The organism is Sulfitobacter sp. M39, from assembly GCF_021735935.1.
In the GTDB taxonomy this organism is placed as follows: Bacteria; Pseudomonadota; Alphaproteobacteria; order Rhodobacterales; family Rhodobacteraceae; genus Sulfitobacter.
Window position 1 is genome coordinate 2,705,109 of sequence record NZ_WMDZ01000001.1, and the last position, 20,341, is coordinate 2,725,449.

At 61.4% G+C, this 20,341-nt stretch carries 19 protein-coding genes; 12 read left to right on the forward strand and 7 right to left on the reverse strand.

Annotated features, from left to right (window positions below):
• Positions 1–32: 32 nt before the first annotated feature.
• Positions 33–776, forward strand: a complete 744-nt coding sequence (locus tag GLP43_RS13025; RefSeq protein WP_237279642.1) for a rhomboid family intramembrane serine protease — start codon at positions 33–35, stop codon at positions 774–776.
• Positions 773–1,144 carry a GFA family protein gene (locus GLP43_RS13030; RefSeq protein WP_009825079.1) on the forward strand — a complete coding sequence of 124 codons (372 nt, stop codon included), beginning with the start codon at positions 773–775 and terminating at the stop codon, positions 1,142–1,144. The genes GLP43_RS13025 and GLP43_RS13030 overlap by 4 nt, the downstream gene beginning before the upstream one ends.
• 62 nt (positions 1,145–1,206) lie before the next feature.
• Here GLP43_RS13030 and GLP43_RS13035 read toward each other — a convergent pair whose 3' ends face one another.
• Positions 1,207–1,992 (reverse strand): inositol monophosphatase family protein, encoded by a 786-nt coding sequence (locus tag GLP43_RS13035; RefSeq protein ID WP_005849287.1) that lies wholly within the window; start codon positions 1,990–1,992, stop codon positions 1,207–1,209.
• A 160-nt stretch (positions 1,993–2,152) separates the two neighbouring features.
• On the opposite strand from GLP43_RS13035, the gene GLP43_RS13040 reads away from it, so the two are divergent.
• The 3 genes from GLP43_RS13040 (at position 2,153) to GLP43_RS13050 (ending at position 4,322) form a co-directional block, all read left to right on the forward strand.
• Positions 2,153–3,193, forward strand: coding sequence for an NADP-dependent oxidoreductase (locus GLP43_RS13040; RefSeq protein WP_237279643.1), 1,041 nt, complete (start codon positions 2,153–2,155; stop codon positions 3,191–3,193).
• Between the two features lie 128 nt (positions 3,194–3,321).
• Positions 3,322–3,828 carry a type II RES/Xre toxin-antitoxin system antitoxin gene (gene parS / locus GLP43_RS13045; protein ID WP_237279644.1) on the forward strand — a complete coding sequence of 169 codons (507 nt, stop codon included), beginning with the start codon at positions 3,322–3,324 and terminating at the stop codon, positions 3,826–3,828.
• Entirely contained in the window at positions 3,825–4,322 is a 498-nt protein-coding gene (locus GLP43_RS13050) for an RES family NAD+ phosphorylase (RefSeq protein ID WP_237279645.1), read from the forward strand. The genes parS and GLP43_RS13050 overlap by 4 nt, the downstream gene beginning before the upstream one ends.
• Positions 4,323–4,334: 12 nt before the next feature.
• Here the strand turns inward: GLP43_RS13050 and GLP43_RS13055 are convergent, their stop codons facing one another.
• Positions 4,335–5,240 carry a LysR family transcriptional regulator gene (locus tag GLP43_RS13055; RefSeq protein WP_037963802.1) on the reverse strand — a complete coding sequence of 302 codons (906 nt, stop codon included), beginning with the start codon at positions 5,238–5,240 and terminating at the stop codon, positions 4,335–4,337.
• Between the two features lie 96 nt (positions 5,241–5,336).
• Between GLP43_RS13055 and metF the strand changes: the two genes are divergently transcribed.
• Together metF and GLP43_RS13065 are read left to right on the forward strand one after the other, a co-directional pair.
• The gene (metF, locus tag GLP43_RS13060) at positions 5,337–6,203 is read left to right on the forward strand and encodes a methylenetetrahydrofolate reductase [NAD(P)H] (RefSeq protein WP_005849299.1); all 867 of its coding nucleotides are present in this window, start codon (positions 5,337–5,339) and stop codon (positions 6,201–6,203) included.
• Between the two features lie 73 nt (positions 6,204–6,276).
• Positions 6,277–6,762 carry a PaaI family thioesterase gene (locus GLP43_RS13065; protein WP_237279646.1) on the forward strand — a complete coding sequence of 162 codons (486 nt, stop codon included), beginning with the start codon at positions 6,277–6,279 and terminating at the stop codon, positions 6,760–6,762.
• A gap of 44 nt (positions 6,763–6,806) precedes the next feature.
• Here GLP43_RS13065 and GLP43_RS13070 read toward each other — a convergent pair whose 3' ends face one another.
• Positions 6,807–9,104 carry a xanthine dehydrogenase family protein molybdopterin-binding subunit gene (locus tag GLP43_RS13070; RefSeq protein ID WP_237279647.1) on the reverse strand — a complete coding sequence of 766 codons (2,298 nt, stop codon included), beginning with the start codon at positions 9,102–9,104 and terminating at the stop codon, positions 6,807–6,809.
• Positions 9,105–9,298: 194 nt separating this feature from the next.
• Between GLP43_RS13070 and GLP43_RS13075 the strand changes: the two genes are divergently transcribed.
• On the forward strand, positions 9,299–12,340 hold the full coding sequence (locus GLP43_RS13075; protein ID WP_237279648.1) for a valine--tRNA ligase: 3,042 nt from the start codon (positions 9,299–9,301) through the stop codon (positions 12,338–12,340).
• Positions 12,341–12,547: 207 nt separating this feature from the next.
• On the opposite strand, the gene GLP43_RS13080 is transcribed toward GLP43_RS13075, so the two are convergent.
• A complete protein-coding gene (locus GLP43_RS13080) occupies positions 12,548–13,339 on the reverse strand; it encodes a crotonase/enoyl-CoA hydratase family protein (RefSeq protein WP_237279649.1) in 792 nt (263 codons plus the stop codon).
• Between the two features lie 137 nt (positions 13,340–13,476).
• Between GLP43_RS13080 and GLP43_RS13085 the strand changes: the two genes are divergently transcribed.
• A complete protein-coding gene (locus tag GLP43_RS13085; protein WP_237279650.1) occupies positions 13,477–14,580 on the forward strand; it encodes a pyridoxal phosphate-dependent aminotransferase in 1,104 nt (367 codons plus the stop codon).
• Between the two features lie 29 nt (positions 14,581–14,609).
• A complete protein-coding gene (locus tag GLP43_RS13090) occupies positions 14,610–14,816 on the forward strand; it encodes a hypothetical protein (RefSeq protein WP_237279651.1) in 207 nt (68 codons plus the stop codon).
• On the opposite strand, the gene GLP43_RS13095 is transcribed toward GLP43_RS13090, so the two are convergent.
• On the reverse strand, positions 14,813–16,021 hold the full coding sequence (locus GLP43_RS13095; RefSeq protein ID WP_237279652.1) for a pyridoxal-phosphate-dependent aminotransferase family protein: 1,209 nt from the start codon (positions 16,019–16,021) through the stop codon (positions 14,813–14,815). The two genes, GLP43_RS13090 and GLP43_RS13095, sit on opposite strands and share 4 nt — an antisense overlap.
• 151 nt (positions 16,022–16,172) lie before the next feature.
• Here GLP43_RS13095 and GLP43_RS13100 point away from each other — a divergent pair, with 151 nt between their 5' ends.
• Positions 16,173–18,032: an ABC transporter ATP-binding protein gene (locus GLP43_RS13100; RefSeq protein ID WP_237279653.1), complete on the forward strand. Its 1,860-nt coding sequence runs from the start codon at positions 16,173–16,175 to the stop codon at positions 18,030–18,032.
• 20 nt (positions 18,033–18,052) lie between these two features.
• Here the strand turns inward: GLP43_RS13100 and GLP43_RS13105 are convergent, their stop codons facing one another.
• Positions 18,053–18,727 carry a TIGR04283 family arsenosugar biosynthesis glycosyltransferase gene (locus tag GLP43_RS13105; protein ID WP_237279654.1) on the reverse strand — a complete coding sequence of 225 codons (675 nt, stop codon included), beginning with the start codon at positions 18,725–18,727 and terminating at the stop codon, positions 18,053–18,055.
• Positions 18,728–18,793: 66 nt separating this feature from the next.
• On the opposite strand from GLP43_RS13105, the gene ygfZ reads away from it, so the two are divergent.
• Positions 18,794–19,537, forward strand: coding sequence for a CAF17-like 4Fe-4S cluster assembly/insertion protein YgfZ (ygfZ, locus tag GLP43_RS13110; protein ID WP_237279655.1), 744 nt, complete (start codon positions 18,794–18,796; stop codon positions 19,535–19,537).
• A gap of 215 nt (positions 19,538–19,752) precedes the next feature.
• Here the strand turns inward: ygfZ and efp are convergent, their stop codons facing one another.
• The gene (efp, locus tag GLP43_RS13115; protein ID WP_237279656.1) at positions 19,753–20,316 is read right to left on the reverse strand and encodes an elongation factor P; all 564 of its coding nucleotides are present in this window, start codon (positions 20,314–20,316) and stop codon (positions 19,753–19,755) included.
• Positions 20,317–20,341: the final 25 nt, after the last annotated feature.

Genomic DNA, 20,341 nt, shown 5'->3' on the forward strand with positions numbered 1-20,341 from the left:
ACCACGCCCGCGCAATGGCTAAGGGTCAGCTCATGTTCCCCATTCGCGATCACAACCCGTCCGGCCGCACGCCCTATGTCACCTATCTGCTGATGGCGCTGAACATCGGCGTTTTCCTGAGCTATGTCGGGCTGTTCAGCGACGACCGCGCGCTCAATATCTTCTTCTTCGACTGGGCGCTCATTCCCGGCCGCGTCACCACGGGGGATGGCTATACCGGCGTCTTCACTTCGATGTTCCTGCATGGCGGCTGGATGCACCTAGCGGGTAACATGCTGTTTCTCTACATCTTTGGCGACAATATAGAGGACGAGATGGGCCACGGCGGCTATCTGCTGTTCTATCTCGCCTGCGGGCTGCTGTCGGCGCTGGCCCATGTGATCTCTGCCCCCTATTCGCCGGTCCCGACCGTCGGGGCATCGGGCGCGATCGCGGGGGTGATGGGCGGCTATCTGTTGCTCTACCCCAAAGCCAAGGTCGACATCCTGATCATCTTTATCGTGTTCTTCCGCATTTTCCCGATCCCCGCATGGATCATGCTCGGCTTGTGGCTGGGGATGCAGTTTATCGGCGGCGTCGGGGCGGACCCAACCGTGGGCGGTGTCGCCTATTGGGCGCACGCGGGCGGGTTTATCGTGGGCATGGTGCTGACCATTCCACTGTGGCTGCGCTTGGGCGGGCCGCGCTTCTGGTCGTCCACCGACGGCCACCCGCCGCACCCGCAAGCGACCTACCCCACCTCGGCCAGCCGTATCCCGAAAGTGAAACGAAAATGACCGCCAGTACCCATAGCGCGACCTGTCACTGCGGCAGCGTCACCCTGACCGCCACCCTGCCAGAGGGGCTCTCTTCGGCCACACGCTGCACCTGTTCCTTCTGCCGGCGCCGCGCGGCACCGGCGGTGACGGCGCTCACCAGCGCGCTCAAGGTGACCAAAGGGGCCGAGCATCTGACGCTCTACACCTGGGGCACCCATACGGCGAAACATTATTTCTGCAAGATATGTGGCATCTACATGTACCACCAGCGTCGATCCGACCCCGCGCAATGCGGCGTCAATCTGGGGTGTATCGACGGGGCCGCGCCTTGGACACAGGAACCGATCCCCTACACCGACGGTATCAACCACCCGTCAGACAAATAGCCGACGGGTGCTTCCAAATGGTTTAAATCCTCGCCGAAGGCATCCAGCCCTCGGCCACAGGATCACCCGCGTGCGATTTTTGAAAATCCGCTGAACAACGCCTCATTGGCGCAGACGATCTCGCCATCGTCCAGGATGTTGCCCTCGGGGTTCAGCGGCTCGACCATGCCGCCAGCTTCGCGCACGATCAACATGCCCGCTGCCAGATCCCATTTGTTCAACCGGCGCTCCCAGTAGCCGTCATAGCGACCAGCGGCCACATAGGCCAAATCCAGCGCGGCGGAGCCCCAGCGACGCACACCGGCGCAGACCGGCAAGATGCGGCCCAGATCACGCAGGGTGTCCGGCAAATCTCCGCGACCGCCAAAGGGCAGACCGGTGGCAAAAACCGATTCAATCATCCGCGAGCGGCCCGAGACGCGCAAACGGCCTTCGTTCATCCAGGCACCGGTGCCTTTTTCGGCAAAGAACATCTCGTCCTTGGCGGGATCAAAGACGACGCCCGCGACGATCTGGCCTTTATGCTCCAGCGCGATGGAGACCGCCCAATGGGGCAGACCGTGCAAAAAGTTTGTTGTCCCGTCCAGCGGATCGACGATCCAGCGGCGTGTGGGGTCTTGCCCCTCTTCTTCGCCACCCTCTTCGGCCAGCCAGCCATAGGTCGGGCGTGCGCCCATCAGCTCGGCCTTGAGCGTCTTTTCTGCCTGAATATCGGCGCGGCTGACAAAGTCGCCGGCCCCCTTCATGGACACCTGAAGGTTCTCGACCTCACGGAAATCCTTGACCAACCCGCGTCCCGCCCGGCGGGCCGCCTTGATCATGATGTTTAGATTTGCACTGCCAACCATATTTCCGTGTCCTTTGATGGATCAGGCCGTGCGTATAAGCCCCCATGCCGCATTTGCCAAGGGGGCAGCGGCATCTGACGCAACGTGGCGCGCGCGGTTGCCTTGCTTGCCTTAGATTTCCATATAACGTGCCAGAAACATTGCTAAGGAGGAAAGCAAAATGTCCGACCAGATGAAACGAATTGTGCTTGCATCGCGCCCTGATGGGGCCCCGACCGCCGATAACTTCCGCCTTGAAGAAGGGCCCGTGCCCACCCCCGGCGACGGCGAAGTGCTGGTCCGTGTGAAATACATGTCGCTTGACCCCTATATGCGTGGCCGCATGGACGATGCGAAATCCTATGCAGCACCGGTGCCTGTCGGCGGCACGATGGAGGGCGGTTCGGTCGGGGAGGTCATCGCCTCTAACAGCCCCGACTTCAAACCCGGCGATCATGCGTTCGGGATGCTGGGCTGGGCCACACATGGCGTGCTGCCAGCGAACCAACTGCGCAAGGTCGATCCGGATCAGGTGTCTATCACCACGTCGCTTGGTGTTCTGGGCATGCCCGGATTTACCGGCTGGCAAGGTTTGATGGAATATGGTCGCCCGAAGGAGGGTGAAACACTCGTCGTCGCGGCGGCAACGGGTCCGGTCGGCTCGATGGTTGGCCAGATCGCCAAGTCGCACGGGCTGCGCGTCGTGGGCATTGCGGGCGGCGCGGACAAATGCGCCATGGCCAAGGACCACTTTGGCTTTGACGAATGCATCGACCACCGCGCCTATGACGACGCGAAATCCCTGCGCGTCGCGTTGAAAGACGCCTGCCCCAAGGGGATCGACATTTATTTTGAAAACGTCGGTGGCAAAGTGCTTGAGGCCGTGATCCCCATGATGAACCCGCATGGGCGTATCCCGATCTGCGGTATGATCGCATGGTATAACGCCGGTGGTCTAGGTGCCGGTGCCGCCGAAGAGGCGCTGACCGCGCCGAAACTCTGGCGCACGATCCTTGTGAACTTCCTCAGCGTGAACGGCTTCATCATCTCGAACCACTGGAACAACTTCCCCAATTTCCTCAAGGAAGTCGCCCCCAAGGTCGCCGACGGCACCATCGCGGTGAAAGAGGACATCACCGAGGGTCTGGAAAACGCGCCACAAGCGTTCATGGACCTGTTGACCGGTGGCAACCAAGGCAAGGCCATCGTCAAGGTTGGCTAACACCCTACCGGCGGGGGCGTGCGCGCCCCTGCCCCTTTTTGCGTGAACGCGCGCCTCCCCCGCCCCCTTGAAAAACGCCGCGTCACGTGTCATATATTTTACGACACATGACGAAAAGGAGTTCAGCCATGGGTGCGACGGCCTTTCAATCCGACAGCGGTGCAATCCCCCTGATCGACGTGGATGCGGATGACGCCGTGCGTGCGTTCCATCTGCTGGGCGGGCGCAAGGTGATCAACCAGACGGTGCGCAACTCGCTTGATGCGCATGATGTGATCGTCAAAGGCATCTCGTCCAAGGCGCTGCTGCATCTGGTCGATACCGTGTCGGTGTTGTCCTCGGGTGATGCGCTGAACAAGGCGATCGGGATGAGCCTGCGCACGCTTCAGCGCAAGAAAGCCGACAAGGGCAAGGACCGTCTGTCCCCCGAACAAAGCAGCCGCGCATGGCGCTTTGCCGAGCTGCTGGCACAGGCGACGGATGTCTTGGGCGATCAGGACGCGGCAGAAGCATGGATGCTGGCCCCTGCCATCGGCCTTGATAACCGCCGTCCGATTGACCTGCTGTCGTCGGCAGCGGGGGCGGAAGCCGTTGAAAACGCGCTCACCCGGATGGAGTACGGGGTCTACGCTTGACCCCTCTGCCCCCGCCGCTTGGGACGGGCGAGCTGCGTTTTTGGCGACTGGATCAACGGCAGCATGCGCCCACATGGCACAGCGGCGAAGGGGCTTACCGCGTCGGTGGACGCTGGAACAGCAGCGGCGTGCGGGCGGTCTATACCGCGCTCGACCCTGCCACCGCGATCCTCGAGGTTGCGGTGCACAAGGGGTTCAAGGCGCTGGACACCGCGCATCACGTGCTGACATCAGGCCGCGTGATCGACCCGAGAACGGTGCATATGGTGCAAGCCGCGGATGTCCCCAACCCGAACTGGCTGGTGCCCGGTGCCCATGGTGCGGGGCAAAAGGGATTTGGCGACGCGCTGCTGCGCGATCACCTGTTTGTGCTGATCCCGTCAACGGTATCACGGCACAGCTGGAACCTGATCTTTGACGCCCAAAAGGCAGCCGATCACTACGACGATGTGGTGCAGGAAGACTTCGCGCTCGACCCGCGGCTGCACCGCTAAGGGCAGCAGCGATCAGGCCCGCTGCAGCTTGCGCGCCTCTTCCCCTGCCAACCCCAAGAGCTTGGTCATAAACGGTTTCTCAAGATCATCCTCGCGCACGGCAGCATACAGCCTGCGCGTGATGCCATTTTCGGTGAGCGGACGCGTGACGTAATCATTGCTGTATTTCACCTCGCGCACGACCCAATCGGGCAGCACCGACACGCCTCTGTTTGACGCGACCAGCAGCAGGATCACGGCGGTCAGCTCCACCTGCCGGATCGCGAGCGGTTCGACCTTGGCGGGGATCAAGAGCTGACTGAACACATCAAGACGGGTCCGTTCCACCGGATAGGTGATCAGCGTCTCGCCCCGGAAATCCGCCGCCTCAACGAAGGGCTTCTGCGCCAAGGGATGCGTGCTGGAGGCGACAAAGACCGCCTTGTAATCAAACAGCTCGACGAATTTCACGCCCGGCAGTTCTTCGGGGTCGGAAGATACCACCAGATCGACCTCTTCGCGCAGCAAGGCAGGCAAGGCGTCAAACGCGAGACCGGGGCGGATATCGACATCCACATCGGGCCAGCTTTTGCGGAATTGTTCCAACACGGGGAACAGCCATTCGAAACAGGCGTGACATTCGATCGCGATATGCATGCGGCCTGTGCTGCCCGCGCGCAAACCCATGAATTCGGCCTGCGCTGCTTCAAGCTGCGGCAAGACCTGCTGCGCCAGCTTGAGCAATCGCAAGCCTGCGGGCGACAGTTTCAGCGGCTTGGACCGGCGCACGAAGAGCTCCACGCCGGCCTGATCCTCCAACCCCTTTACCTGATGGGACAGGGCTGATTGGGTGATGTTCATCGTCTCTGCCGCGCGGGCCAGCCCGCCTGCTTCGTGAATCGCCTGAATGGTGCGCAGGTGACGGAACTCAATATGCATATGAGGCGTTCCTCATGTTGAAAATGAAAGTTATGAGTTTGTTTCACAACCGCATCTGTGCGACAAGAGACGAAAGCTAAAAACAGGATCGTAAAAATGACCAGTCCCGCCGTTTCATTCGAAGTCTTCCCGCCCAAATCCGTGGACGCGTCGTTCCGTCTTTGGGACACGGCGCAGGCCCTGGCACCGCTGGCCCCACGTTTCTTTTCCGTGACCTATGGCGCGGGCGGGTCTACCCGTGACCTGACCCATGATTCTGCCCATGTGCTGCGCCGCACCTCTGGCCTGCCCGTTGCCGCGCATCTGACCTGTGTGGGGGCCAGCAAGGCCGAAACGCTTGAGGTCGCCGACAGCTTTGCCGAGATCGGCGTGACCGATATTGTCGCCTTGCGCGGGGATCCTGAAAACGGTGCGCCGACCTTCACGCCCCACGCTGACGGCTTTGCCGACAGTGTCGAGCTGATCGAGGCGCTGGCAAAGACCGGCAAGTTCACCCTGCGCGTCGGGGCCTACCCCGAACCGCACCCTGAATCCCACGATCAGGCGCAGAACGTCGAATGGCTGAAACGCAAATTCGACGCTGGCGCGGACGAGGCGATCACCCAGTTCTTCTTCGAGACCGAAACATTCCTGCGGTTCCGCGACGCCTGTGCGGCGGCGGGGATCACCAAGACGATCACCCCGGGCATCATGCCGGTGACAAACTGGAAATCGGCGCGCAACTTTGCCACCCGCTGTGGGGCCAGCGTGCCAGCAGCATTGGACGAAGCCTATGCCGCCGCGATCCGCGATGACCGCCACGATCTGCTGTCCACCGCGCTCTGCACCGAAATGTGCAGCGAACTGGTGTCGGAAGGTGTCGAGAACCTGCATTTCTACACGCTCAACCGGCCCGAGCTGACCCGCGCTGTCTGTCGTGCCCTTGGGGTGACGGCGCAAACATCGCTGTCCGACGTGGCGTAAAACCACCGCACAACTTGCCCTTGGGTCAAGAACAGAACAGTCTTCTCCGGCATTCAACTGCCGGAGATTTTTTATGCCACGCCTCGCCGAAACACCCGAAGATTTGCTGAGCCAGTCCGAAGCGCTCTCTCTGAGCGGGTTGGAATTCATGCAGAAGATCCTGGACGGCACCAATCCCGGCCCGCCCATTGGCGGCACCTTGGGCTATGCGCTGCATGACGTGGCCGAGGGCCGCGCGGTATTTCGCGGCACGCCCGAGTTCAACGTGACCAACCCGATGGGGACCGTGCATGGGGGCTGGTACGGCACCTTGCTCGATTCCGCGATGGCCTGCGCCGTGATGACCAAAGTCCCGCGCGGGTCGGTTTATACGACCTTGGAATACAAGATTAACATTCTGCGTTCGATCCCCTTGGGCATGCAGATCGACTGCATCGGCACGACCGATCACGTGGGTCGTTCTACCGGTGTCGCGCATGGCGAAATTCGCGGGGTCGAGGATGGCAAGCTTTATGCCACCGGTTCAACCACCTGCATCGTGATGAAGATCGCGGGCTAAACCCCTGTCTCGGGGCGGGTGATGCGCCCCGAGAAAAGCCAAGCTCACTCTGCCGCGATGGCGCTGTCGTTCAGCAAGGCCCAGACTTTATGCGGCGTGAACGGCATGTCGGCCTGACGCACGCCACGCTCCCACAGCGCATCCTGTACCGCGTTCGACACGGCCGCCAGTGCGCCCACGGTCCCCGCCTCGCCACAGCCCTTCATCCCCATCAGGTTCGCCGTGGATGGCACGGGTTCGGAGCTGAACGACACGAAGGGCACATCCGCCGCGCGCGGGATCGCGTAATCCATGAAAGAGGCCGTCAGCAGCTGGCCGTCTTCGTCATAGACCACATGCTCCTGAATAGCCTGGCCGATGCCCTGCACCACCCCGCCATGCACCTGACCTTCGGCCAGCATCGGGTTGATCAGATTGCCGAAATCATCCACCACCGTATAGCGGTCGACGGTCACAACGCCTGTTTCGGGGTCAATCACCACTTCTGACACATGCGCCCCGTTGGGATAGCTGCGCCCCGGCAAGGTCGCCCGTTCGTGGTGCACCAGTAGATCGTCGCGGCCTTTCTGGCGGGCCATCTCGGCGACCTCCAGCATGGTGGGGGTCATGTTCGACCCGTCCGCGCGGAAGCGCTCGTCGTCAAAGCTGATCTGCGCCGCAGGCACGCCCATTTCTTCAGATAGAAAGGCGGTGAAAGCTTCGGTCATCTTGGCCACCGTCGCCAGCGTTGCCGTGCTTTGCGTGGTGACAGAACGCGAGCCGCCGGTCCCGCCGCCCTGTTTGATCAGATCGCTATCGCCTTGAATAACGTGGATCAATTCAGCCGGGATCCCGGTCTGATCCGACAGGAATTGCGCATAGACGGTTTCATGCCCCTGCCCGTTCGATTGAGTGCCAACATAGATGAACACGGTGCCGTCTTCGTTGAACGCGACCTTGGCCCCCTCTGCCGGATCGCCAAGGATGCTTTCGATGTAATAGCAAAGCCCCTGCCCGCGCAGCAGCCCCTTGGCCGCATCCGCCGCCTTGCGCGCTGCAAAGCCATCATGATCCGCCTCGACGGCGACGCGGGTCAGCAAGCGGTTGAATTCGCCTACATCGTAAAGCTCGCCCGTGGCAGAGGTATAGGGAAACTGTTCGGGTTTGATAAAGTTGATCCGGCGCAGCTCCCACGGGTCGACACCCAATTCGCGCGCTGCGCGGTCCATCAGCCGCTCCAGCACATAAATCGCTTCGGGCCGGCCAGCACCGCGATAGGCGTCGGTCTGAACGGTATTGGTGTAATAGCCTTCGACCTGCAGCCATGTGGTCTGAACGTCATAAACCCCCATCAAAACCTTGCTGAACAGCAGCGCCTGAATGGGCTGGCCGAACTGGCTGTTATAGGCCCCGAGGTTGCACTTGGTGCTGACACGGTAGGCGGTGATCTTGTTGTTATCGTCAAAAGCGAATTCCGCAAGCGACGTCAGATCGCGGCCGCCATTGTCGCTGAGCATGGCTTCGGTCCGATCCGACATCCAGCGCACCGGACGCCCCAAGGCCCGTGCCGCCTGCGCAACCGAGAAGTATTCGGGATAGGCCGCGGCCTTCATGCCGAAACCACCGCCCGTATCGGGGTTGGTCACCTGTACGTGGTCGTCATCTAGCCCGAACACCCGTTTGAGGTTGCCTTTGTGCACCCAAACGCCCTGCCCGTTGTTAGAAACATGCACCTTGCCGTCGGCCCATTCAGCATAACAGCCGCGCGGCTCCATCGCGTTGACGATGATACGGTTGTCTCCGACGTTCAGGCTGACCGTTTTTGCCGCCGCATCGAATGCCTTTTGCGTGGCCTCCTCATCCCCCATGCCCCAGTCGAATGCCATATTGTCCGGCGCTTCGGGATGCAGCGTCTCGCCGCCACGCTCCAGCGTCATATGGGTGGGCAGATCGTCTACATCGAACATGATCAGCTCTGCGGCGTCACGCGCCTGGTTCATCGTCTCGGCGATCACCACCGCAACAGGTTCCCCAACGAAACGCACACGGTCCTTGGCAAGCATGGGGCGCAACGGCTTGGCCCCTTCGCTGCCATCGCGGTTCTGCAACACCGTCGCCGCCATAGAGATATCCATGCCGGCAGCTTCCAGATCCTTGATTGTCAGGACAGCGTGCACGCCCTCTGCCTCGGCCGCATCCGTGACATCCAGTGTGGTGATCACCCCATGTGCGACAGGAGATCGGAAGAAATAGGCATGCAGCGCGTCGGCAGGCGCGATGTCATCCACATAGCGCCCCTCGCCGGTCAGAAACCGCACATCCTCAACCCGTTTGACCGGTTGGCTTTTCCCGAACTTTTCCATCTGGCGGCATCCTTTGATCATCATCTTGGTGTTGCGCCCGACCTTAAGCGCCAAACCGGCGATGTCCATACGACGCGGGGCGAAAGCTGGGGCTGCTACGCCAAGTTTTCGGCCCCCCAGCCTTCCCCTTTACGCCCCGCTCGGCTAGATCATCCCAAAGCTCAAAGCGCTACGTGAATAGAAGGACGCTGATCATGGCCCTCGACAAGAATTTTGACGCCGCCCAGGCCGAAGCCCGCCTCTATGCCGCATGGGAAGAGTCCGGTGCCTTCAAGGCCGGTGCCAATGCCTCGCGCAAGGAAACCTTTTCGGTCATGATCCCGCCGCCCAACGTGACAGGATCGCTGCACATGGGCCACGCGTTCAACAATACATTGCAGGATATTCTGGTGCGTTGGCACCGGATGCGCGGCTTTGACACGCTGTGGCAACCCGGTCAGGACCACGCCGGTATCGCGACGCAGATGGTGGTGGAACGCGAGCTTGCCAAAGACGGCAAACGCCGCACCGATTTCACCCGCGAGGATTTCACTGCAAAGGTCTGGGAGCAAAAGCAGAAGTCCGGCGGCACGATCATCGGCCAGCTTAAACGTCTGGGCACCTCGCTTGATTGGTCGCGCAACGCCTTTACCATGTCCGGTGCCCCCGGAGCGCCGGCGGGCGAGGAAGGCAACTTCCACGACGCCGTGATCAAGGTCTTCGTGGATATGTACAACAAGGGCCTGATCTATCGCGGCAAGCGCTTGGTCAACTGGGACCCGCATTTCGAAACCGCGATTTCCGACCTCGAGGTCGAATCCACCGAAGTCGACGGGCACATGTGGCACTTTAAATACCCGCTGGCCGATGGCGCGACCTACACGTACGTCGAGAAAGACGAAGACGGTAACGTGACGCTTTCCGAGGAACGCGACTATATCTCTATCGCGACGACCCGCCCTGAAACGATGCTGGGCGATGGCGCGGTCGCGGTTCACACCTCCGACGAACGCTATGCGCCGATCGTTGGCAAGCTGTGCGAAATCCCCGTCGGCCCCAAGGCGCAGCGCCGCCGTATCCCGATCATCACCGACGAATACCCCGACAAGAATTTCGGCTCGGGCGCGGTCAAGATCACCGGTGCCCATGACTTCAACGACTACGGCGTCGCGAAACGCAACAACATCCCGCTCTATGCGCTGATGGACACCCGCGGTGCCATGCGCGCCGACGGCCTGCCCTATGACGCCGCCGCCGCACGCGCGGCCGCCATCGCCGAAGGCCGTGAAGACGCGCCCGCGGACGCGACAGAAATCAACCTCGTCCCCGAAGAATACCGCGGCCTCGACCGGTTCGAAGCCCGCACCAAGGTCATCGCCGACATCACCGCCGAAGGCCTGGCCGTCATGGTGCCGCCGACCGATCCACGCCTTGGCAAGCCCGTCAAAGCCCCCCTCGCCCCCGAAGAAGGCGGCGAAGAGCGGGACGAGACACTGGTCCCGTTGGTCGAGCCCAAAAAGATCATGCAGCCCTTTGGCGACCGATCCAAAGTGGTGATCGAGCCGATGTTGACCGACCAGTGGTTCGTCGAGACCTCGAAAATTGTGCAACCCGCAATCGACGCGGTGCGCAACGGAGAGGTGCAGATCCTGCCCGAACAGGACCGCAAGGTATATTTCAACTGGCTGGAAAACATCGAACCCTGGTGCATCTCGCGCCAATTGTGGTGGGGGCACCAGATCCCGGTGTGGTACGGACCGAAGAAAAAAGACGGTTCTTACGATTATCGAGAAACCGAAGCGTTCTGTGCATCCTCCGAAACTGAGGCTGTGAAGATTGCACAAAGTTTCTACGGCGATCACGTAAAGATTGGTGTGGAACCCGAAGGTGCTAGAGAGCCATACGATCCCAATTCCGCAGTAGTAGAAATTCGCCGCGACCCCGATGTGCTCGACACGTGGTTCTCCTCGGGCCTTTGGCCCATCGGCACGCTCGGCTGGCCCGAACAGACGGATGAGCTGGCGAAATACTTCCCCACTTCAGTGCTGATCACCGGCTTTGACATCATCTTTTTCTGGGTCGCCCGGATGATGATGATGCAATACGCCGTGGTCGATCAAAAGCCGTTTGATACCGTCTATGTCCACGCGCTGGTGCGCGACGAGAAGGGCAAGAAGATGTCCAAATCGCTTGGCAACGTGCTGGACCCACTGGACCTGATCGATGAATACGGCGCGGATGCGGTGCGCTTTACCCTGACGGCGATGGCCGCCATGGGGCGCGACCTGAAACTGTCGACCGCGCGCATCGCTGGTTACCGCAACTTCGGCACCAAACTGTGGAACGCCCACCGTTTCGCCGAGATGAACGGCGTGTTCGAGGACAACGTCGCGGCAGTGACCTACACCAGCCACACCCAGGTCGATCACACGCTGAACAAATGGATCATCGGCGAAACCGCCCGCGTCCGCGAAGAGGTCGACGCCGCATTGGACAACTACCGTTTCAACGACGCGGCCAATGCGCTTTATGCCTTTGTCTGGGGCAAGGTCTGCGACTGGTACGTTGAACTCTCCAAACCCCTGCTGCAAGACGATGCGCCAGAGGCCGCCGAGACTCGCCAAACGCTGAAATGGGTATTGGATCAATGCCTTGTGCTGCTCCACCCGATCATGCCCTACATCACCGAGGAACTGTGGCAAACCACGGCGACCCGTTCCAAGATGCTGGTGCATGGCGACTGGCCGACCTACAGCACCGCCGAGATGCTGGACGCTGATGCCGACCGCGAACTCAACTGGGTGATCGGCCTGATCGAATCCATTCGTTCAGCACGTCAACAGATGCATGTGCCTGCGGGGCTCAAAGTACCCATGCTTTATACCGATATGGACGACGCCGGCCAAACCGCATGGGACCGCAACGAGGCGATGATCAAACGTCTAGCGCGGGTCGAAACCCTTGAGAAGGCAGAGAGCTTCCCGAAAGGCACCGTCTCCATCGCCGCGCCGGGCGCGAGCTTTGGCCTCCCGCTTGCGGGGCTGATCGACATCGATGCGGAAAAAGCCCGTCTGCAAAAGTCGCTCGACAAGCTGGGTAAAGAAATCGGCGGCCTGAAAGGGCGTCTGAACAACCCCAAATTCGCCGCCTCCGCCCCCGCCGAGGTCGTCGCCGAAGCCCAAAGCAACCTTGATGCGCGTCAGGAAGAAGCAGACCAGCTTCAGGCCGCTCTGAACCGTTTGGCCGAGCTGGAATAATCAGCACCGCTTCCAAATGGCTTTAAATCCTCGCCGAAGGCAAAAATCTCTTTTGACGCTCCAAAAGATGCCTTCGGCGAGGATTTTTTTACCATTTGGAAACGAATACCGGTGCAAGATACGCCTGCGGTCCTCGCTGGGAAGCAAAGATCGTCCATTTGGAAGGCCCCGTCTGAGCGATCAGGCGGGGCTGACTTTTTTGCGGCGCTAGTCGTTGAAGACCGCCGGGCGTTTACCGAATTCTGCGGCGATGACTTCCATCTGGTGCGGGCGTCCCAGCAGCGCCGCCTGTTCACGGGATTCGGCGCGCAAAACCTCTGTTTCGGTTCCCGTCTCTGCCAAGGCAGTCAGGCGCTTTGCAGCCTTTATCGCGCTCGGGCTTTTGCCCGCGATGATGGTGGCAAGCGTCATCGCGGCGGCCAGCGGGTCTTCGGCGATCTGGGTGATTAGCCCCCAGCGTTCGGCTTGCTCTGCCCCGATGGGTTGCGCGGTATAGGTCATCAGTCGCAGCACGTCGCCGCGCACCAGTTTGGGCAGTAGGACCATACCGCCCATATCCGGGACGATGCCCCATTTCATCTCCATCACCGCCATTTCGGTATCAGGGGCCGCGATGCGGATATCGGCCCCGAGCGCGAGCTGCAGGCCCGCGCCGTAGGTCTTGCCATGCAGCGCTGCGATCACTGGCACGCCGACGCGGGTCCAGACCATCGCGACCTCTTGCCACTGATTGGTGGTGCCGTCGCCATGGGTGCGCGTCATCATCCGTTCCGTCGGGTCACCGCCCGCCAGCGCCCCCATATTGCCGATGTCGATCCCCGCGCAGAACGCCCGGCCCTCGCCCGAGATCACCACGGCACGCGCGTTCGATGCAGCGACCTCGTTCCCGGCGGCGATGACGGCGTCGATCATATCCTGATCAACGGCATTCATTTTATCGGCGCGGGTCAGGCGCACATGGGCGATGTGATTGTCATAGGTAACGGAAACGCGGCTCATGGGGTCCTCCTTGAATTTTCGTGAGTTTGGGCATGAAGCCCGCGTGTTGCAAAGGGAAACGCTACGGCACCCAAAACCGCGCGCGGGCATGCTGATGTCACTTGCCCGAAGCAGGGCAGATGCAGTAGCTGATCCCCATGACACAGTATCGCCTCACCCCGCTTGCCGACGCCCTGCCCTCTACCGTGCCCTTTGTCGGCCCCGAAACGCAGGAGCGCGCCATGGGCCGTGCCTTTGATGCGCGGTTGGGGGCGAACGAGAACGTCTTTGGCCCCTCTCCCCGCGCGATAGAAGCGATGGCGCAGGCCCAGCAGTGGATGTACGGCGACCCGGAAAGCCACGACCTGCGCGCGGCACTTGCGACGCATCATGGCATCTCGCCCGCCAACATCATTGTGGGCGAAGGGATCGACGGGTTGCTGGGCTATCTGGTGCGGCTCATGGTGACGGAGGGTGACGCGGTCGTGACCTCGGACGGGGCCTATCCGACATTCAATTATCACGTGGCAGGCTTTGGCGGTGTGCTGCATAAGGTGCCCTATGCCGGTGATCACGAGGATCCCGCGGCCCTATTTGCCAAAGCTGCCGAGGTAGACGCCAAGCTGGTCTATCTGGCGAACCCCGACAATCCCATGGGCAGCTGGCATGAGGGGCCCGTCATTACCCGCGCGCTAGAGGCCTTGCCGCAGGGCTGTCTGCTGGTGCTGGACGAGGCCTATATTGATTGCGCCCCCGAGGGCACCGCCCCCGATCTTGCGGCCGATGACCCGCGTCTGATCCGGATGCGGACCTTTTCAAAGGCCCATGGTCTGGCGGGGGCGCGGGTGGGCTATGCCATTGGCGCACCGGATCTGATCACGGCCTTTGGGAAAGTGCGTAACCATTTCGGGATGAACCGCGCGGCCCAGGCCGGGGCACTTGCGGCCTTGCAGGACAGCGACTGGCTGGCGAATGTGCAGGCTCGAATCGCTGAGGCGCGGGACCGGATTGCGCAGATCGCTGCGGATAACGGGTTGGTTGCCCTCCCCTCTGCCGCGAATTTCGTGGCGATCGATTGCGGGGCGGACGGCAGCTTTGCCAAGGCCGTGCTGGACGGTTTGGTGGCACGCGGCGTCTTTGTGCGCATGCCCTTCGCCGCGCCGCAGAACCGCTGTATTCGGGTCAGCTGTGGCACGCCAGAAAACCTTGATGCCTTTGCCGCGGCGTTGCCGGGTGCCCTTGAGGATGCGAAAAAAGGCTGACGTCGCGCATATCTGGCCTATGCTGGGCCATGATCCAGTTGCGAGGTGGCACCATGCGCTCTTCCGACCGCGGCCAATCGGCCCCTAACTATACCAGCGCCTGCGTTGTGATGTTCGGCGTCAATATCCTTTGGGTGTTTGTTGTCATCTGGGCGCTATGGGGCCTGCTGGCGGTGGCGCTGTCAGGCTGGGCCGTCAATGCCATGATCGATCGCATAGCCGCGCGACGGGGCTAGGCCCCGCCGATCACCTTCGCCGCCGCCTCTAGCGCGCCGGAGCCGCGTCTGATCCCGAGTGCGGACATCCCGGCCTCTATCCCGCCAAGCATCCCCATGATCATCTGTCCGTTCACGTGGCCCATGTGGCCCAGACGGAAGAACCCGTGGCTTTCGGGGCTGCCTTTGGGGGCCATGCCCAGACCGATGCCGAGGGTCAGGCCGATGTTGCCTTCGACCCAGTCGCGCAGATCTGTCGCTTGGGGGGCCTTGAGCCGCAGCGCTGTCACCGCATGGCTGCGCAAAGCGGGATCGGCGATGTTCAAGGAAAGATCGCCATCTGCACCCCATGCGTCGCAGGCCGCCCACACGGCGCGGGCCAAAGTCTCGTGACGCTGCCAGACGGCTTCCAGCCCCTCGTCGTGGATCATATCCAGCGCCGCGCGCAGGCCGTAGATATGGTGCGTTGGGGCCGTGCCGCAGTGGTACTGATAAAACTCCTCGGGGTTGGCGCGCGGGGTCCAATCCCAGAAACGGCTGACCCGTGGCATCGCATCGCGCACCGCAGCCGCGCGGTCGTTAAAGAAGACAAAGCTGACACCGGGCGGGACCATCAGCCCTTTCTGGCAGGCGGTGACCATGACATCGGCCCCCCAATTGTCCATCTCGAAGCGGTCACACGCGAAGGACGCGATACAGTCCACCATCAGCAGCGCGGGGTGATCTGCCGCATCCAGGGCCGCGCGCAGACCGGCGATGTCGTTGACCACCGAGGTCGAGGTATCCACATGCACAGCCAGCACGGCTTTGATCTCGTGGTTGGTGTCCGCCTCAAGACGATCGGCGATCTGGTCGATGTCCATTGTGGATTGCAGGCCGAAATCCATCACCTCGACATCTGCCCCGATTCCCGTGGCGGCATCGCCCCAGCCGTGACCGAAGCGCCCTGTCGCGGGCACCAGCACCTTGTCACCGGGGGCTACGACATTGCTAAGCGATGCCTCCCAGGCGGCGTGGCCGTTGCCAATATACATCGCCACCTGATGCTGCGTGCCCGCGATACGGCGCAGATCTGCCATCAACGGGGGCATCATATCGACGATCTCACCGGCATAGATATTGGGGGCCGGACGGTGCATCGCGTTCAACACAGCCTCGGGCATGACCGACGGACCGGGGATCGCGAGGTAACCGCGCCCTTGTGACAGGTTGGAAAGTTTCGACATGACACGGGGGCCCTTCAGCAGGAAAAAAATCTCTTGCAACTTATCCGCAGCCAGCGCCGCGTCAATCACACAAAGCGCGCAGGCAGCTTGCCCTGCCCCTAAGGGCTGCGTAAACCCGTAACTGTATATGCCCAAAGGAACCGGCCTTTATATGAGTGATGTGACCTATACCTCGCGCGAACTGCTGACCTGGCTTTGGCGCGACTATCTGAAAAAGCATATGTGGGTGCTGCTTGTCGCGATCATCTTCATGTCGATCGAGGCCTCGACCATGGGCGGGTTGGCAAAGCTGATGCAGCCGATGTTCGATCAGGTGTTCGTCGCTGGTGAGAAAGGCGCATTGCTGTGGGTTGGTTTGGTGCTGGTGGGCATTTTCGTCCTGCGCGCCGTGTCGGGTGTGGTGCAGAAGGTGCTGCTGACACGCATCAAGCAGAAGTCGGCGGCTGATATGCGGATCGATCTGCTGGACCGGATGATGGTGCAGGACGGGGCCTTTCACCAACAGAACCCCCCGGGTTTTCTGATCCAGCGCGTGCAATCGGATGTGAATGCCATCGGGTCGGTCTGGCAGGCGGTGATCACCGGTGCCGGTCGCGACTTGATCGGGCTGATCGTGTTGCTCGGCGTCGCGATCTCTATTGACCCGGTCTGGGCGCTGCTGGCCTGCATCGGCTTGCCGCTGATGGTCATGCCCGCAGCATTGGCGCAGCGCTTTGTGCGCGCGCGGTCGCGCGAGGCACGAGATCTGGGCGCGACCCTGTCGACACGGCTGGACGAGGTTTTCCACGGCATCGTGCAAATCAAGCTCAACGCGCTTGAGAAGTATCAGGCCAAGCAATACCGCGACCTGACCAGAACATATATCCGCACCGAGGTGCGCGCGTCTTTCGGGAACTCGGCCATTCCGGGGATGATCGACATCATCTCGGGCATCGGGTTCATGGCCGTGATCCTTTATGGCGGCAACGAAATCATCGAGGGCGACAAGACCATCGGTCAGTTCATGACCTTCTTTACCGCGATGGGGTTCACCTTTAACCCGCTGCGGCGTCTGGGGGCGATCAGCGGGTTGTGGCAAACGGCTGCTGCCGCGCTGGAACGTCTGAAAGAGCTGATGGACGAGCCGGTACACCTCACTTCGCCTGCCAACCCCACGCCTGTGCCCACCACCCCACCGCATATCGTGCTGGAGGGAGTGAGCCTGTCTTACGGTGATGCCAAGGTGCTGGACAATCTCACACTGCATGCGGCGGCAGGCGAGACGACGGCGCTTGTCGGTGCATCTGGCGCGGGGAAATCGACGATATTCAACCTGCTGACCCGTCTGATCGACCCACAAGAGGGCAGCGTCAGCATCGCGGGCGTCCCTCTGACAGAGATGGACATCCCCGCGCTGCGCGGCTTGTTCTCTGTCGTGACGCAAGAGGCGCTTTTGTTTGATGAGACCCTGCGCGAGAATATCGTATTGGGCCGCGAGAATGTATCTGACGAAGAGCTGCAGCAGGCGCTGGATGCGGCGCATGTGTCTGACTTTTTGCCCAAGCTTGAACATGGGCTTGAAACCCGCGTCGGTCCGCGCGGCTCTGCCCTGTCGGGGGGGCAGCGCCAACGTGTCGTGATTGCCCGCGCCCTGCTGCGCAACACACCGATCCTGCTGTTGGACGAAGCCACCAGCGCGCTGGACGCGCAGTCAGAAAAAGTCGTGCAGCAAGCGCTGGACCGTCTCTCTCAGGGGCGCACCACCTTGGTCATCGCCCACCGTCTGTCTACCATCCGCGGCGCGGATAAGATCGTTGTGATGGACCGTGGTCGCGTCATGGATGAAGGCAAACACGAAGACCTTTTGGCCCGTGGCGGCATCTATGCCGATCTCTATCGGCTTCAGTTCGAGGATGGAAAAACCGTCAGCGACGGGCGCAATCTAGCGGCGATGCGGCGCATGGAACGCGGCCTCAAACCTGTCGAGCCGAACCTGCTGCAACGTATCGGGCTCCGGCTGTTCGGCAACTAGGCCAACATCCGGCACGCTGATCACTTGGCATAGCCTTCGGCCAGCTTGGCCGGGGCGACCCCTGCGAAATAGCGGATCAATGTCCATAGGTTCCGCGTCCCGCGACGCAACCAGCCCTGCCGCGCGTATTTGTCGGCCGACGTCACCGCGGTGACCTCCAGCCCCAGCAGATGGCCACGCAGGGCACGCGCCAGCGCTACATCCTCCATCAGCGGCTGATCAGGATACCCGCCAACCGATTGATAAAGCGCACGTGGCAGCAGCAGCCCCTGATCCCCATAGGGAAGCCCCAACCGACTGCGCAGGTTCGCCCAAGCGGCCACCGCTTTGCCTGCCATGCCGCCTTGGTCAAATTGAAGCTGGCACCACCCCGCTTTATGCCCCCGCAGATGCGCTGTGACAGGCCCTGTCCACCCCGGTGCCAGCCGCGTATCGGCGTGTAACACCAGCAGCCAGTCGGATTGCGCTTTCGCACAGCCGCGCCGCAACTGTCCGCCCCGCGATGCCGGACCGCTGACGATCTCTGCGCCCCATGCCTCTGCCAAGGTCAGGGTCATGTCGGTTGATCCCCCGTCGCTGATGATCAGCTCGCGGATCAACCCTGCCTCCAGCCCCTCCATCAGGGCGGTCAGGCAGCCGGTCAGGGGCGCTTCGGCATTCAAGGTCGGAATGACAACAGATATAGGCGCGCGCATGGTTGCCCCTTTCAGCTTCGAACTGCGCTGCTATATGTCATGTTAACCATTGAAAGGACAAGCGATATGACCAGCCGCCGCATCCTGAGACTGTCAGGCCCCGACACCCGCGAGTTTCTGCAGGGCCTTGTGACCAACGATATCCGCAAGCTGGATCAGGCCCCGATCTATGCCGCGATCCTGACGCCCCAAGGCAAATTCATCACCGATTTCTTCCTGTCCGCCGACGGGGACAGCGTTTTGCTGGACGTGGCCGAGGCAGATGCCGACGCGCTGGTGCAACGCCTGACCATGTACAAGCTGCGGGCTGATGTCACCATAGACGCGACCGGCCTGCATCTGCACCGCGGGCTAGAGAGCGCGCCCGACAATGCCTATAGCGACCCCCGCGATGCCCGCATCGGCTGGCGCGCCTATCGCGACACACCGCAAACCGATGACACCACCGATTGGGACGCGCTGCGGGTGACCTACATGATCCCCGAAACTGGGGCAGAGCTTACCTCGGACAGCTTCATTCTCGAAATGGGGTTCGAGCGGCTGAACGGTGTGGATTTCCGCAAGGGCTGCTATGTCGGACAAGAGGTAACGGCCCGCATGAAACACAAGACCGAGCTGCGCAAAGGCTTGGCTAGGGTCGAGATCAGCGCGCCCGTAGAAACCGGCACGGACATCACCGCCGATGGCAAACCTGCCGGTACGATCTTTACCCGCACCGGCACCCATGCGCTGGCCTATCTGCGGTACGACCGCGCAAAGGCGGCGATGCAGGCGGGGGATGCCACGGTGACCATGGTGACCGACGGCTAGGGCCCCGCGGCGGCGCTGCGCAAATATGAGGCAGCCCGAGATGACAGCGTGCGCGGCCCGCCGAAAAAGTTGCATATTAGCAACAAATACCCGCGATGAGGGAGGGGTGACGCCGCCGAGCCCAGTGACCCGCCTGCCCCGCAACGCAAAAGAGCCCCGGCGTTCACCGGGGCTCTGCACTGCAGCGAAGCTATGACGTAGCGTCACACCACAACTTACGCGCGTTCGGAATATTCCATCGTTTCGGTGTTCACGATGATGTCTTCGTCCTGTCCGACGAAGGGCGGGACCATCACTTTGACGCCGTTATCAAGCACCGCTGGCTTGAAGGAATTCGCCGCTGTCTGGCCTTTGACGACCGGTTCAGTTTCGACAATTTTACAGGTTACTTTTTGTGGCAAGGACGCGTTCAGCGCCTCTTCCTCGTGATACTCGACCACGACCATCATACCGTCCTGCAAGAAGGGGCGACGTTCGCCCAGAAGCTCGGCTGAAAGCTGCACTTGCTCGTATGTTTCGGTGTCCATCAGAACCAGCATACCTGAGTCTTCATACAGGAATTGTTGGTCTTTTTGCTCTAGCCGGACCTTTTCAACCTTGTCGGCGCTGCGGAAGCGTTCGTTCAGTTTCGACCCGTTGCGCAGGTTGCGCATTTCGACCTGAGCAAAGGCACCGCCCTTGCCCGGTTTGACATGATCGACCTTGACCGCTGCCCAGAGACCACCGTTATGCTCGAGCACATTTCCTGGCCGAATTTCGTTCCCGTTAATCTTTGGCATGTATCAGCACCATAGCAATGAAGTT